At 64.3% G+C, this 14,764-nt stretch carries 14 protein-coding genes and 1 tRNA gene; 6 read left to right on the forward strand and 9 right to left on the reverse strand.

Translation table 11 applies throughout. The features are described from left to right. Positions 1 to 4: 4 nt before the first annotated feature. Genes H6851_00530 through H6851_00540 form a run of 3 tightly spaced genes read right to left on the reverse strand, consistent with a single transcriptional unit; the run spans position 5 to position 3,493 of the window. The gene (locus H6851_00530) at positions 5 to 751 is read right to left on the reverse strand and encodes an SAM-dependent chlorinase/fluorinase (protein ID MCB9942094.1); all 747 of its coding nucleotides are present in this window, start codon (positions 749 to 751) and stop codon (positions 5 to 7) included. Continuing rightward, positions 748 to 1,650, reverse strand: coding sequence for a 4-(cytidine 5'-diphospho)-2-C-methyl-D-erythritol kinase (locus H6851_00535; protein ID MCB9942095.1), 903 nt, complete (start codon positions 1,648 to 1,650; stop codon positions 748 to 750). Before H6851_00535 ends, H6851_00530 begins: the two co-directional genes overlap by 4 nt. After that, entirely contained in the window at positions 1,643 to 3,493 is a 1,851-nt protein-coding gene (locus tag H6851_00540) for a tetratricopeptide repeat protein (GenBank protein MCB9942096.1), read from the reverse strand. Before H6851_00540 ends, H6851_00535 begins: the two co-directional genes overlap by 8 nt. On the opposite strand from H6851_00540, the gene H6851_00545 reads away from it, so the two are divergent. The 4 genes from H6851_00545 (at position 3,480) to moaB (ending at position 7,377) form a co-directional block, all read left to right on the forward strand. Continuing rightward, positions 3,480 to 3,674: a hypothetical protein gene (locus tag H6851_00545; protein ID MCB9942097.1), complete on the forward strand. Its 195-nt coding sequence runs from the start codon at positions 3,480 to 3,482 to the stop codon at positions 3,672 to 3,674. The genes H6851_00540 and H6851_00545 overlap by 14 nt on opposite strands. Positions 3,675 to 3,988: 314 nt before the next feature. Further along, positions 3,989 to 4,891 (forward strand): uracil-DNA glycosylase, encoded by a 903-nt coding sequence (locus tag H6851_00550; protein MCB9942098.1) that lies wholly within the window; start codon positions 3,989 to 3,991, stop codon positions 4,889 to 4,891. 1 nt (position 4,892) lies between these two features. Beyond that, positions 4,893 to 6,848, forward strand: a complete 1,956-nt coding sequence (locus tag H6851_00555) for a lytic transglycosylase domain-containing protein (protein ID MCB9942099.1) — start codon at positions 4,893 to 4,895, stop codon at positions 6,846 to 6,848. Continuing rightward, on the forward strand, positions 6,832 to 7,377 hold the full coding sequence (moaB, locus tag H6851_00560) for a molybdenum cofactor biosynthesis protein B (GenBank protein MCB9942100.1): 546 nt from the start codon (positions 6,832 to 6,834) through the stop codon (positions 7,375 to 7,377). Before H6851_00555 ends, moaB begins: the two co-directional genes overlap by 17 nt. A gap of 159 nt (positions 7,378 to 7,536) precedes the next feature. Here moaB and H6851_00565 read toward each other — a convergent pair whose 3' ends face one another. After that, the gene (locus tag H6851_00565) at positions 7,537 to 8,103 is read right to left on the reverse strand and encodes a LysE family translocator (protein ID MCB9942101.1); all 567 of its coding nucleotides are present in this window, start codon (positions 8,101 to 8,103) and stop codon (positions 7,537 to 7,539) included. A 216-nt stretch (positions 8,104 to 8,319) separates the two neighbouring features. Here H6851_00565 and H6851_00570 point away from each other — a divergent pair, with 216 nt between their 5' ends. Beyond that, entirely contained in the window at positions 8,320 to 9,636 is a 1,317-nt protein-coding gene (locus tag H6851_00570) for an MATE family efflux transporter (GenBank protein ID MCB9942102.1), read from the forward strand. On the opposite strand, the gene H6851_00575 is transcribed toward H6851_00570, so the two are convergent. Then, positions 9,594 to 10,439: a sterol desaturase family protein gene (locus tag H6851_00575; protein ID MCB9942103.1), complete on the reverse strand. Its 846-nt coding sequence runs from the start codon at positions 10,437 to 10,439 to the stop codon at positions 9,594 to 9,596. The two genes, H6851_00570 and H6851_00575, sit on opposite strands and share 43 nt — an antisense overlap. Positions 10,440 to 10,569: 130 nt before the next feature. Between H6851_00575 and H6851_00580 the strand changes: the two genes are divergently transcribed. Beyond that, positions 10,570 to 10,646, forward strand: a tRNA-Pro gene (locus H6851_00580). Positions 10,647 to 10,825: 179 nt separating this feature from the next. Here H6851_00580 and tnpA read toward each other — a convergent pair. From tnpA to H6851_00600, 4 genes are all read right to left on the reverse strand, one after another. Then, positions 10,826 to 11,257, reverse strand: coding sequence for an IS200/IS605 family transposase (gene tnpA, locus H6851_00585; protein ID MCB9942104.1), 432 nt, complete (start codon positions 11,255 to 11,257; stop codon positions 10,826 to 10,828). Positions 11,258 to 11,373: 116 nt separating this feature from the next. Next, positions 11,374 to 12,231, reverse strand: a complete 858-nt coding sequence (locus H6851_00590) for an IS1595 family transposase (GenBank protein ID MCB9942105.1) — start codon at positions 12,229 to 12,231, stop codon at positions 11,374 to 11,376. A gap of 89 nt (positions 12,232 to 12,320) precedes the next feature. Continuing rightward, positions 12,321 to 13,919 (reverse strand): transposase, encoded by a 1,599-nt coding sequence (locus H6851_00595; protein ID MCB9942106.1) that lies wholly within the window; start codon positions 13,917 to 13,919, stop codon positions 12,321 to 12,323. 353 nt (positions 13,920 to 14,272) lie between these two features. Then, entirely contained in the window at positions 14,273 to 14,764 is a 492-nt protein-coding gene (locus tag H6851_00600) for a hypothetical protein (GenBank protein ID MCB9942107.1), read from the reverse strand.

Here is a 14,764-nt window from a genome sequence, read left to right on the forward strand (position 1 = left end):
GGACCTAGATAGAAGTTCGCGAGGCGTCTTGCAACTCGACTGTGAAGGGAGATCCGGGTGACATGCCGGTGAGTTCGGCAGCACTCCGGCGGTTGGCCGCGACTTCGATCAGGCCGGCACTGTTCTCATGGAAGAAGAGCGTGCCTTCGGGCATGTCGGAGAAGGTTCGCGCACGGGCGACAGGGCGCCCATCCACCTTCAGATGGGCACCTTCGGGAAGGTGGCTGGCACGGATGCCGGTGATCAGGTTGCCGTAGACATCGGTGTGGACGATGGCGGCAAGGTCGTCCGGCCAGTCCGGATGACGGGACGGCGCACATGGTTCGAGGTGGTCGCGCCCGCCGCCGGCGAGCCGGGCGGCGAAGGGCGCGAACAGATCGCGGCCGTGGAAGCTCGCCGAAAGGTCCCCGGGCTTCCACGTGATGGCATGACACCGCCACTCGTCCGCCCGGCGCAGGATCAACTCGAACAGCCCGTTGTCGGGCCCCACGAGCCAGCGGCCATCCACCTCGATGGCGAGCGGCAGGCGGTCGCTGCCAACCCCCGGATCGACCACGCCGACAAGGATGTCGCCCGGTTCGGTGCGCAAGAACAGTGCGGCCAGATGATAGGCCGCGAGGCGCGGCTCGAAGGGCGGCAGGTCGGCGATCAGTGTCACCGCGGCGATATCCGGTGCCGTGCGATGGAGGACCGCCATCATCTCGCCGGTATAGGAGCCGCCATGGCCGAAATCGGTCGCCAACAGGATCATGCCGCGTCGACACCCGGAACGGAAGGTGCGGGCGTACCGGCCGAGGTTGCATGAACCCACCACGCGGGATGCTCGCGCCGGAGCAGCGTCTCCGCGGCACGGGCCGAGGCGGCGGTACGGAAAATGGCGAAGCAGGTCGCCCCGCTGCCGGACATCCGGCTGACGATGACATCGTCAAGGGAGCACAGGGCATCCAGGACGCCGGCGATGCGCGGCTCGACGGTCAGCGCTGCCGGTTCGAGATCGTTGCGGCTCGATTGCAGCCAGATCGCGAACTGGACAAGGCTTGCTCCCATCGGCAGCGGCGGCCGCTGCAGCGCGTCGCCATCCAGGTCGAGCGCGCGGAACACCTGTCCGGTGGAAACACCGAAGCCCGGATTGACCAGCAGCAGCGGGATCTCCGGCAGGCCGCGGACCGGATCGAGGCGTTCGCCGATACCGCGCATGCGGGCTGGCCGGCCATAGAGGCATACCGGAAGGTCGGCACCCAGCGCGGCCCCGATATCGCGCAGCCGCTCATCGTCCATCGCGAGCGCCCACAGGCGGCACAACCCGCGCAGGGCCGCCGCAGCATCGCTGGAGCCGCCGCCGATCCCGCTGGCGACAGGCAGGTTCTTTTCGAGATCGAAACACACCGGCGAGCCGCCGCCGGTTTCCTCCAGCAGCCGGGTCGCAGCGCGCATGACGATGTTGTCGCCGCCATCGGGCAGGGACGAGGCAAACGGTCCGGTTCCCTCGATCGACCAGCGGTCCGCGGACGTGAGGGTCAGGCGGTCGGATGGTTCGGCGAAGACAACGAGGCTGTCCAGTTCGTGATAACCGTCATCCCGCCTGCCGCGGACCAGCAGGTCGAGATTGATCTTGGCGCGTGCCGTTTCGACGACGGAACCTTCAGTCACTCTCCGCTTCGCTCACGGCAGGCAGGCCACTTTCGAGCTTGCGGCGGACCTCGGCCGCCACGTCGTCGTCGGGATTGAAGATCAGCGCCCTCTCCCACTGGAAACGCGCCTCGCGTTCCCGACCCACGCGCCAGTAGGCATCGCCCAGATGGTCGTTGATCACGGGATCGTCGGGCTGGAGTTCGACCGCCCGTTCGAGATTCACCACCGCATCGTCATATTCGCCGAGCCGGTAATGGGCCCAGCCCAGGCTGTCGACGATGAAGCCGTCATCCGGCCGCAACTCGACGGCGCGGTTGAGCATGCCCCTGGCGCGGTCGAGATGGAGCCCCTTGTCCACCCAGCTGTAGCCCAGGTAGTTGAGCACGAAGGGCTGATCGGGTTCGAGTTCGAGAGCCTTGAGGAAATCCGCCTCCGCGAGATCCCAGCGGTCCGTGCGCTCATAGGCGATTCCGCGCGCGTAGAGCAGCCGCCACTGGTCCGGGCCCGGCGTCGTGATTCGCGAGATCGCCTCGCTGTAGGCGACCTCGGCTTCGGCGAAACGCTCGTCGCGGCGCAGCATGTCGCCCAGCATGATCAACGCATCGGAACGCTCGGGCCGCCGCTGGCTCATTTCCTCAAGGAGGGCATGCGCCTCGTCGTCGCGGTCGTCGGCGCCGTAGGCCCGTGCGCGCAGGAGGTCAGCATCCCACGAATAGAGCCCGTCGTGCGGGATGTTGTCGAGCGCCTCCAGTGCCCGCGGGATGTTGTTCTCGATCAGCATCTGCTGCGCGATGAACAGCCAGATGTCGCCTTCATCGGGCGCGAGATCCGAGGCCAGCCGCGCCAGGATCAGCCCCTGACCGCCGCCGCGCTGGTCGCCGAGGGCACGGGCGAGGCTCAGCAGGGCATCGGCCATGCCGGTCCTGGCGTCGCGGATCGGCATCTGCGGCGTGACGCCGCTGGCGACCTCCCTGCGCAGGTCGATGAGCACCGTGTCCTCGGGCGCGAGCGCAAGCTGGCTGTCCAGTGTCGCCAGCGCCTCCGTGTCGCGCCCCAGCCGCATCTCGATCCCGATGAGTGCAATCAACAGGCGGGTCGGCAGGCGGTCGGTATCGACGACGGCCGGCTTCAGCAGGTCGTAGGCATCCTGCTCCCGGCCGGTGATGGTGAGCATCGAGGCATGATGATAGGTGCGGACGAGAGCGAGGCCATCGCTGCCCGATCCGGCCGAGATCGACGTCAGCGCCTCATCGATTTTCCCCTCCGCGAACTGCATCCACGCATCGATCAGCGGACCCACCATGCCGGATATTCCGCCCGGCCCGATCTGCGAGATGCGCTCGTGCGCGACATCGAGCTCGCCTTTCCTGAGCGCGTCGAAGGCGAGCAGCATGCGCGCCTCATCGCTCTCGATACCGAGGTCGACGAGCGAGGCCGCCGTTTCCCTGGCCTTGTCGAGGTCGCCACCGGCAAGGCGCAGCAGAAAGACCTGGCGTCGCAGGTCTCCATTGTCCGGCTCGGCACTCAGGGCGATCTCGAAGTTCTCGGCCGCTTCGAGCATCTTGCCTTCGTCAAGCGCGACCCGGCCCGCCAGATAGGCCCCGGCGACCGATGCGTCACCATGCGGCAGTTCGACCGCACGGGCCGAACCCGCTCCATTGCCCCTCAGGGCCACAGGATCCGCGATGCAGGCCGCAAGCAGGAAAACAAGCGCCAGTCCGGCGCCACCATGGATCTTCGATCTTGACGGCAGCGGGCCCTTTGACCATTTAGACGTCGAATCGAGAGGGTAGCCGATAAGTCGCACGCCGCGCCGCCCTTTAGCTGGAGAAGCCACCATGTTGAAGATGTCGAAGAGCAAGAACGACCCGACTGCCCGCGGTCCTGCTCAGCAACTCAAAACGTTTGACGGCAAGAAAATCAAGCCCGCTCTCTACGTTGGAACCGCGGTGGGTCATGGTCGTTACATAGCGGGACAGGATGAGAGCGGCAAGCTCGTCGTCGACCGCGAGGGCCGGCCAATTCCCTTCCGTGACATCTGAGCAGCGGATTCCGTCCGACTGTGCCGTTCGGGCCATGCTCCCTGACGCGCTCCGGCAACTCGGGGCAGGTCGTGGCCCGAAGGTCGCTGGCGAGCCTTATTCCACTCATTTGCAGCGTACTTTTTTACAGCGCATTGCCTTTGCATCTTGCGCAGTGACATTTTTAACACTTGCGATGATTTTCTGATTATTCTAATTCAGTCACAATGAAGGCTTCGTGCGGACACGGTCCCACGAAGATGAGGAGCGGTACCATCCGTTGTCGCAGTGCAGCGCCTGGTCGGCTTGATAAATGGCTTGCAGGAGACCCCCCGATGGTTCCCGCGGATGCTGAACCGAGCGGAGCTGTGACAGCATGGTTGCATTGGTATGCAGCCATGGGTGTTGATTGCTGCCTGCACGATTCACCTACCGCGTTCTTCAACGATCGGCAATCTTCTCATTTCGATTTGCCGCATCCCGGATCGGGGACGCGCCCCGCTCTCGATGATACCCCCAGACCGCCCGCGTCCCGGCCGCTCGCCGCCGAGCCGGCGGCCGGTCCCGTCAGCCTGCCATTCGGTCATGGCTATGCGCCCAATGGTTCCTCATCCGACATCATCCAGGGTGCCCGTTCGCTCGCCGCGTCCTGTTCGACCATCGACGCCCTGCGCACCGCGCTCGAATCGTTCGAGGGCTGCGCCCTGAAACGGACGGCGAACCGGCTGTGTTTCGGTGACGGCAATCCTGCCGCGTCGATCATGCTGATCGGCGAGGCACCGGGAGCCGAGGAAGACCGGCAGGGCAAGCCCTTCGTCGGTCCGAGCGGGCGATTGCTCGACCGGATGCTGGCCGCCATCGGCCTCGGCCGCGAAACGGTCTGGATCACCAACGCGATCTTCTGGCGTCCTCCGGGCAACCGGACGCCGACTGCCAACGAGATTGCCGTCTGTCAGCCCTTCGTCGAGCGCCAGATCGAGATCATGGCCCCCGAGATCATCGTTTTCGTGGGCGGAATCGCCGCCCGCACCCTGCTGGGTACCAGGGAGGGCGTCACGCGGCTTCGGGGGCGCCGCTTTTCCTACGAGCCCGGAGATGGAAAACCGGCCATCCCCGCGATGGTCATGTTCCACCCGGCCTATCTGTTGCGCCAGCCTGCGCGCAAGAAAGAGTCCTGGCAGGACCTCATGACAGTCTCGGAGTGGCTGGAAGACGGCGCCATGCGGAGCATTCACTGACATGACAAGATCAACCGCAATCAGCCGGGCCACGGCAGACACGGGCGATATGCCCCCGGCGGACGCGGCTTTGGCGGATTCGCCGGCAGGGCCTGCCGGCAACGGGCGCCGGCGCGGCGTGGCGCGGCGGTGGCTGTCGGTCGTCGGCGGGCCGATGCTCGCCTGCGGCCTGCTGGCGTCATGGTCCGGCACGGACACCGCCCTCGCCCAGAGTGCCGGCAGCGACGTCATGGTCGCCCGCCTCCTCCCGATGCAGGATATCCCGACCCAACTCGGAATCCTGCCGAGACCTCTGCCGACGGCGGACATTGCCCGTTACAAGATGATCTTCGAGTTGCAGGAAGAGGGGCACTGGAAAGAGGCCGACCATATCATCAGGGAGTTGCGCAGTCCTGTCCTGATGGGCCATGTCCTCGCCCAGCGCTACCTCCATCCCACGGCCTACCGCTCGACCTTCAGGGAACTCTCGGACTGGCTTGAGGACTATGCGGATCTTCCGCAGGCTTCAGACATCTACGCACTTGCCGTCAAGCGGCGCCCCGCGGGGACGAAGGCGCCCGCCGAACCCGTCGCCGGCTATCTCGGCGGTTCCGGCCAGGAACTGCTTGAGGAGCGAAAGGTCGACTATGTAAGCGACAGGAAGCGGTCGGCCAGCCGGACGGTCGCCGTGCGGGACTGGCTGAACCGGATCGAGGAGCTGGTCAGCAAGGATCGCCCGACACAGGCGTCAGGATTGCTGAAGAATTCGGCATCGCGTTATGCCGATACCGTCGAGCAGGATCTCGCGCGCTGGATCATCGCCAAGGGATATTTTGCCAACCGCAAGGACGCCGAGGCCCTCCGGTTTGCCGATCCCGCCGCCAGGCGCTCGGGCAAGTACGAGCCGCGCATCCATTGGACGGCAGGGCTTGCGGCCTGGAGACTGGGCAAGCTCGACGTTGCACTCCGGCATTTTTCCGCGATGGCGCAAAGCGATGCACCGGGCGAGGAAGTGGCCGCCGCCTCCTTCTGGGCGGCAAGGGCTGCCCTGGCCCTGCGCAAGCCCGACAGGCACCAGCAGTTCCTCGAAAAGGCCGCGGAAGCGAGCGATCAGTTCTACGGCCTGCTCGCGCAGGGCCTCTTAGGATTGCGCATCAGCTTCGACTGGCACGAATCCGGCCTGAACAACGACATGCGCAGTACGCTCATGCAGTTCCCCGGTGCCGTGCGGGCCATAGCCCTGGGGCAGGTCGAACGGCCGGACCTGGCCGAACGCGAGATCCGCAAGCTCGCCGCTCGGGCCCGCCCGAAGCTCACCGAGGCGCTCGCGGCCCTCGCAGAGAGCCTGCGCCTGCCCGCAGCACAGATGCGCGTCGCCCAGCGCCTGCGGCTGCAGGACGGCCGCAGTCATGACGGTGCCATGTATCCCCTTCCCGCATGGCGGCCCGAGACCGGCTTCCGCATCGATCGCGCCCTGCTGTTTTCGCTGATGCGCGCGGAAAGCGGCTTCGACCCGCATGCGCAGAGCGGCGCCGGCGCGCTGGGCGTCATGCAGGTCCTGCCCAGCACGGCCAGGGTGGTCGCAAAAAAGACCGACAATGTCGATTACACGGGCAAGAATTCCCTGCGGGAGCCGATCACCAACATGACGATCGGGCAGGCCTATGTGGAGCGCCTGCTCGACAACGGCATCATCAATGGCAGCCTGATCCACACGATCGTCGCCTACAATGCCGGGCTGAAGCGGCTCGACGACTGGGTGGACCGGTTCAAGGACCTCAACAACGATCCGTTGCTGTTCCTCGAAAGCGTGCCCATCCCCGAGACCCGCCTCTACGCCAAGAAGGTGATGGCCAACATGTGGGCCTATCGTGTCCGGCTGGAGCAGCCGACGGCATCGATGGAGCAACTGGCCCGCAACCAGTGGCCGATCTACAGTTCGTTCGATACTGGCCTGCGCTATGCCCGGAAGAATTGACGAGACCCTCGCTTTCCAGCCGTTGAATATCGCCGTCCTGACCGTTTCGGATACCCGGACGATGGCAGACGACCGTTCGGGCGATGTGCTGGTCGAACTTCTCCGCAAGGGCGGACACAGTCTGGCCGACCGGGCCATCGTCCGCGACGAGCGGGACGCTATCGCCACGCACCTGCGCGAATGGTCCGGCCGGGAAGGAATCGAGGTGATCCTGACCACCGGCGGCACCGGGGTGACCGGTCGCGACGTCACACCGGAAGCCCTCGACAGCGTTGCGGAGAAGAAAATTCCCGGTTTCGGCGAATTGTTCAGATGGCTTTCGTTTGACAAAATAGGAACATCGACCATCCAGTCCCGCGCCGACGCCGGGGTCGTCAATGGCACCTATGTCTTCGTCCTGCCCGGCTCTCCCGGTGCCTGTCGGGATGCGTGGGAAGGTATCCTGTCGACACAGCTCGACGTTCGCCACAAGCCCTGCAACTTCGCCGAACTGCTGCCGAGGCTTCGCGAGCATCTGGCCACAGGCTGACCGGACAGCCTTTCCGCTGGCAGCGACACCCGGTTGCAGTCCGCTGCGCCTTCCGTTTCCGCGCCTTTCCCGGTCGTTTGGGCAATCCTGCCCAAACGGGAAAAAACCTATTGCACGGGCGCGGCCGATGATGACGCTTCCACCGTGGCGTCAGTGGCGTCATGCCACAATGACAGCACACCGGCCGCCACCAGGCAAAGCGCTCCGCCACGCTGGAAACGGCAGCGCATGGCCGGCGATATTGATCGCCGCGAGGAGAAGGAAAGTCGCGCCCAGAATGGCGAATTGCAGGATGAGGGGACGGTCGAGAACCACGAACTGGGGCATGAAGGCGACAAAGAACAGGATGCTCTTGGGGTTGAGCATGGTGATCCAGAACGCCCGCATCGAGGGATTCTCGGGCCGGGCACGCCGGGCATCATCGGACAATGCATGCAGCCGGCCCGCATCGCGCCACAGATTGATGCCGATCCAGACCAGATAGGCGGCACCCGCGACCTTGACGATGGAAAAGATGGTAGCCGACAGCGCCAGAATGGTGCCGACACCGGCCAGGGAAAGCGCCATCGCCACCAGATCGCCGGCAACGACGCCCGGAACCGCGCTCAGCGCCATCCTGCGCCCGCGAGTGAGCCCCACGGCGACGACATAGACCACGGTCGGCCCCGGAATGATGAGAATGACGCTCGCCGCGATGACAAAGGCCAGCCAGAGATGCAGTGACATGGGCCGATTCTCCCCTTCCTGAAGAAGGTCGACGTTAGGGTATCCGCAGCGATCGGGCGACAGTTTCCTGCTCGGGGATATCCATCCTTATTCCATGGGTCACGAGAGACTGGCGGTGTTGTGAGCGCCAATCCGTCGATACGACATGACGGCTTGCCATGGTGAGAGTGACAGCGTACGCCACGGGGTCCCGAGAATGAACGGACCGCCCCTGTCGTGCCTCCCTATCGCCAGTCCTTCCGCCTCGCCGTGCCCCTGATCCTGTCCAACGCCACCGTGCCGCTGCTGGGCATGGTCGATACAGCCGTGATCGGGCGCCTGCCGGAGCCGCACCATCTGGGAGCGGTCGCTCTCGGGTCCGTCATCATGAGTACCCTGATGTGGCTGAACGGTTTTCTGCGCATCGGCACAGGTGGCCTCACGGCACAGGCCTTCGGCGCGGAGGATCCTGACCAGTTGCGCATCGTGCCGCTGCGCGCGGCCCTGGTGGCCCTCGTGACCTCGCTGCTGATCCTCGGCACGGCCCCCGCGCTGATGAGCGGCGCGCGCCTGGTCTTCGCACCGGGCGAGGCTGTTGCCGCCGGGATGGATACCTACCTCGCCATCCGCATCGCCGGCATTCCGGCGATCCTGCTCACCCAGGTGTCGGTAGGCTGGTTCCTCGGCCAACAGCGTCCACTGCTGCCGCTGCTGGTGATGCTCACCGCCAACGGCCTGAACGCCGTGCTCGACATCGTGCTGGTCCTGAAGCTGGGCTATGGCGTGGAGGGCGTGGCCGTGGCCACCGTGGCCGCAGAATACACGGCCCTGGCCATCGCGCTGCTCCTGGCCCGTCGACAACTTCGCCTGTTGCCGCGCGCGCCCCTGCCCTGGCGGCGCATCGTCGATCCCGCGGCGCTCGGGCGCTTCTTCCGTCTCAGCCGCGATCTCGTGCTGCGTACGCTGGTCATGGAAACGGTATTCATCGGCTTTGCCGCCCTCGGTACGCGCCAGGGCGAACTCATCCTCGCCGCCAATGCCGTGCTGATGAACTTCTTCACCCTTCAGGCCCACGGTCTCGACGGTTTTTCCGATGCGACCGAGGCCATGACCGGACGGGCCGTCGGCCGCCGCTCGGGTCCCGAACTCCGGGACGCAGCCATTGCGGGCTTTGTCAATGCCGGCCTTCTCGCCCTGCTCATCACGGCGGGCTTCATCGCCTTCGGCACGACCATCGTCGATCTGCTCACCACCATCGAATCCGTGCGCGAAACCGCCCGCATCTACCTGCCCTACGTCATGGCACTGCCGCTGGTGTCGGTCTGGGCCTTCGTCATGGACGGCATATTCTTCGGCGCCACCCGGGCCCGCGAGTTGCGCAACGCCATGCTGCTGTCGGCCCTGGTATTCGTGGCGCTCACCGCCGCATTCCTGCCTCACATGGGCAATCACGGCCTGTGGGCGGCCTTCCTCATCTACATGGGGACACGCGGCATCATTCTCTGGTCGATCTACTGGCGATCCGATCGCGGTGCCGGATTCGCCTGCCCCTGAGAACCGAAGGGTGCCATCAGCAGGCGCAGGAGCGGCCGCTCGCGCATCCGCTCCACCCCCAGCTTCATCCCGGAAAAACGTCGTGTCGCACTGCGCGAGCCGAAGATGCGGTCCCAGAAGCTGAACAGCGTACCGTAATTGCTGTCCGTGTCCCGACGCAACGCGTGATGGTGGACCCAATGGATCCCGGGCGTGACGATGATCCTCGACAGCCGGCGCTCCACCCATGGCGGCAGGGCGGCATCGCTGTGATGGAAGATGGCGCAGACCAGCACGATGGTCTCGAACAGGATCACCGATGCCATCGGCATGCCGAACAGGATCACCACCAGCGCCCGGACCAGTGCGGAGAGGACCACTTCCCCGACGTGGAAACGAAAGGCGCTGGTGGTGTCCAGCAACTCATCCAGATGATGCACCTGATGGAAGCGCCACAGGAACGGGACCTCGTGATTGGCCCGATGCCAGGCATAGATCCACAGGTCGAGCACGAGGATGTCGAGCGGCCAGCCCGACCATGCGGGCCGCAAGCCGAGATCGAACCCCGCTGCCCACCATGTCACCGGCAGGACGATGAGCGGTCCCGCTGCCGCATTCACCGTCACCAGCGCCGCATGCCGTCCGAGCCGCTGCCACGCAGCCCGGCCGGCATGCCCCGCACGCAACAGCAGGGGCCGCGGATCGGCAGGTCGCACGCGTTCCCACAGACCGAACAGGAGGAGTGCCGCCAGCACACCTCCCGTCTTCACCGACAGCAATGTCTGGATATCCACCGCACCCGTCCCGTTGCGACACGACGACATGACTGGCTTGGCCGACCTTTTCCCGATCGTCAACCAACCGGATCATGGATGCACGCCTTTGTCGTGCCGACCCTGCCAATCCCCCTTGCCGCCACCGCGCAACTCCACTATACCCGGCGCCGCTGGTCGACGGAGTGTAGCTCAGCCTGGTAGAGCACTGTCTTCGGGAGGCAGGGGTCGGGTGTTCGAATCACCCCACTCCGACCAGATATTTCCTGTTGAACGGTGAGGCCATCGGTCTCTCGTGTTCCAGCGGGCAACTTCTTTGGCTCAGTTCGCAGTAAATATCCCCCGGCAGAGCCGGGGGCTTTGGTTGAGAGCCGCTCAAAGCGGCGGTTTGCGGCGCTGCGCGGCCGCAATCTGTTCGCCGCCTGAAGGCGGCATGTTCAGGGTAACAGCGCGAGTTGATCGAGCCGGCGATCTTCCTTCTCCTGATTGCGAATGTAGTCGCGGATGACCGTTTCGTCTCGCCCGACCGTGCTGACAAAATATCCTCTTGCCCAGAAATGTTGGCCAACGAAATTGCGTCGGCGTTCGCCATAAACACGGGCTAAGTGAATGGCGCTCTTCCCTTTGATGAAGCCGACGACATTGGAGACAGCATATTTGGGGGGAATGGCGAGCATCATGTGGACGTGATCCGGTAGCAGATGACCTTCTATGACCTTGCTCTCCTTTTGTTTGGCTAGCTGTCGAAAAACCGCGCCGAGATGTGGGCGCAGGCCTGTATACAGCGTCTTGCGTCGGCATTTCGGGATAAAGACGACATGATATTTGCAGTCCCAAACGCTGTGACTTAGGCTCTGATACGTGTCCATCGCTGACGTTCCTTCCGTATGCGTGGTGGCAAACGAAAGAAACCCGGCGATGGACTGCCGGAAACGTCAAACTCGGGCTGCCGCCCCGGCATAGCCGGGGGATCTCCTATTTTAGTTTAGCTGTTGATGGCCAACCGCAACCATTCACGATGGTCCGGAACATCGGGCTTTTTGTCGAGCACGTGGTGCCATGCCAGATAGTTCGGCAGGTATTTCGTGGCGACGCCGTTGAAGGCGGCGATCCAGCTCTTGAGGCGGCTGTGGCGGGCGTTGGCGTTCTGGATGTGCCAGCTTTTGTCGCGGACATGCTCGCCGTGGCGGCTGTTGACGGGCTCGTGATGGATGCCGTGACGATCGGCAACCAGGCGGAAGGCCGCGTGGCTGTCGGTACATAGGACGCCGTCGGCGGGCAGGCTGGCGCCGATGGCGGCGTCGATGGCATCGGCACTACGGTCGGCCAGAACCGCCGCGCGTGTCGATCCGGTGCGGTCGCGGGCGACCAGCACAGGTACCTGCTCGTCGCTCAAGCCGCGCTTGCGGGCCGGTGTGGCGCGTCTTTTGGGCGGTCGCGGCGGCGGATCAGCCTGCTTTCGCCAGCACCGCGACCCCTTGAACGAACGCCGGAAGAAGGTCTCGTCGGCTTCGACGATACCCGAAAGCGCCTCGGCATCGGCCACGCCCGCCCGAAGAAAGCGATGCCGCCAGCGAAAGCTCGTCGCCACCACCACCCGGCAGATCTTCGCTGCCTTGCGAACAGTGTCACTTCGGGAAAGACAGGCGGTGAAGCTCAACCATTGCGCCTTCCTGCGCAGGCGCGCCAGCGGTGTGCCGGTCAGCGCGTTGAACGTCCGGCCGCAGGTCGCACACCGAAAACGCCGCAACCCGTGACTCCTGCCCCACGGCTTCGAACCTTCCGCCCGGCAATGCGGGCAGGCCGGTTCCGGGCGAAGGCGAGCTTCCAGAAGCCCGATCACCACCGCCTCGTCCCCGCCACCGGCAAGCGCCGCTTCGAGCCGTTGTTTCTGCTCAACGTCAAGGGTAACCGGTGCAAAAGTCCGGGCGATCAGACCTTGGCGGCGGTGACGAGCTGGGCGAGTGGTGGGATTTCTGTCGTGTATGGTACGGCGAGTCGGTGGCCGAGGAGCTGGAAGAAGGAGACGTCGAGTTTCTGGCAGGTTTTCATGCAGCCGAGCAGGGTATCGCGTGCCTGACGGCCGGCATCGGACCAGGTGCCGCCGGAGATCTTGCGTTTGGTGACGTGGCAGCGGATGTCGTTTTCCGAGCCGTTGGTGTGCAGGGGGATTTCGGGTCGGTCGAGGACCAGGAGGAGTTCCGGTTTGCGGGCATGCAGGCGTGCGAGCAGGCGATCGAGGGTGGCGAAACCGGTCTTGCGCTTGAAGATGCGGTCGAAGCGGGCACGGAGCTGGGCAGCTCGCGACCTTTGCGGGGCTTGTTTGTAAGCCTTGAGATCGGCGTAGAACCACCAGACGAGCTGGCGGAGGAGATCGATGGCACGTCTTTGGCTTTCATTGAAGCCGACGAGCTTGTGGATCAGGCGCTCGGCATGAACCCAACAGAGTGCATGTTGGCCGACGCGGAACTGTCCGGCGCCATCGGAGACGATGACGGTATCGTTCAGCAGACCGTGGTGGTGGATGCTGCCCCACAGTGCGGCCTCGGTGGCGATTTTGACCGGGTCGGGGTGAACATCGAGTTGATCGATACCGAGTTCGCCCAGATGGGCCGAGAAGGCGCCGCGATCGGCGAATGTCCTGGTGTCATGCGCCTCCAGCCGGGCGATCACGGAGCCTGCCAGCGCATGTTTGCGCATGTAGCTGAAGGCGTCGTCATTGAGGACATAACCGCCATGACCGGCGCGCAGCAGTTCGAGAAAATTCACCCGGCTCTTGGAAAACGTCGTCGCGAAGTGGGTGAAGCGGTCATCGCCGATCTGGGTGGTGAAGCCGTTTTTGGCGCCATGCCGGGCGCCGGTGTCATCGACGGTGATCCATTTCGCGCTCTCGAGACCGGCGCGGAACAGCTCCGTGGCCTCGTCATGCAAATCGCCTGGATCATTGTTCAACAGCCGGATGACCTGGCACTTGGAAATGACGATGCCGATCTCGTTCAGCATCGCCGTCAAGCGTTCCGTCGTGACCTGGCCCTGGACGTGCTGCAGAATGATGAACCGCACCAGTTCAGGCCCGAAATGCCCGCACAAGCCCTGGGGCAACGGCGCTGTCACCGTTCGCCCGTCCGGCGTCATCCAGCGCTCCCGGCGATAGCGGATCACCCGGCTCTCCAGCCGCAGATCCTGCACGACAAAATCCTCATACCCCTTGAACCGCGAGCCGGGCGGCGCCTCAACCCCGAGCTTCTGCTCCTCGCTCACCACAGGAACCCGCCGGCTGGCCTTCGACGAACCACCCCGCTTGCCCTTGCCGCCTCGCTTGCCTGTGGCCGTCGATGTTCCGGCCTTCGCTGCCATCCCCGACGGTTTGATCTTCGGCCGCCCTTTCAGCCCCTTGAGCCGGGCAATCTCATCCCGCAATGCTGCATTCTCCGCCTCCAGCAAAGCGACGCGCTCCAGCAGCGCCGCAACCAAATCGCGGAGATCATCAAGGCCGAGTGTGGCGAGGTTGGTGGCATTGGGCTTGGACATAACAAACTTGAATCACGTCCCATCGCTCTTGGGAATCGAGAACATATTCTTATTCCATGCGCGCAGATCAAGCCTCAAAAATCCAGTCCGCCCGGACTTTTGCACCGGTTACCGTCAAGGCGAGCAACCATCGAAAGAAACAGTTCGAATTCCTCATTGCGCATCAGTCGGTTCTCCCAAATTCATGGAGAACATAACATGAACAACAGCTAATGGGAACTGAGCCACTTCTTTTCTAGCGCAAGATCATGATGGGCCGTCGACGATCTCCCTGAAGCGTCCGGACGTCGCAATTCCGGGCCAGGCTGCTGTTCTTCGGTCTGATTGCCCAATCTCCTGACCGAGCCGTTGTCCTATGACTGCCCGCCACCATCGGGACTGGCGTGGACGGCAAAGGCTTGCAGCCGGGTTTCCTGCGGTCTGATCCAGCGATATTCCTCACGCACGCCGGCAGAGGTCAGGCTGCGGGCAACCGTCAACACGGTGTTGGGGTCGTGATCGGCGCAAAGGTCGGTCATGTGGCGCATCTCCTCCCCGGCGACCGGCAAGGCCACATCAATCGAAGGGGCGCCGTAGTGGCTGACGAAATGCCCGGCCAGCCGATGGGTCAGCGCTGCACATTCGCCAGGCGTGATTCGTGTCACGGCAACGAAGGTGACGCGACCGAAGCTGTCCAGCCCCAACCAGCCATTGGCAAAGGCCTGGCGCGCCTTGCCGCTCAGATCGGCGTCGGTCCAGTTGGAAAATTCGAACCCGCCGCTTATCGCCCATTCGCCTGTCACCGCCGGGCGATGAAAGATACGACTGTCACTTTCGTCGAAATGCACGGCACGGGCAAGGTACAT

Source organism: Geminicoccaceae bacterium (genome assembly GCA_020638465.1).
Classification (GTDB): Bacteria; Pseudomonadota; Alphaproteobacteria; order Geminicoccales; family Geminicoccaceae; genus JAGREO01.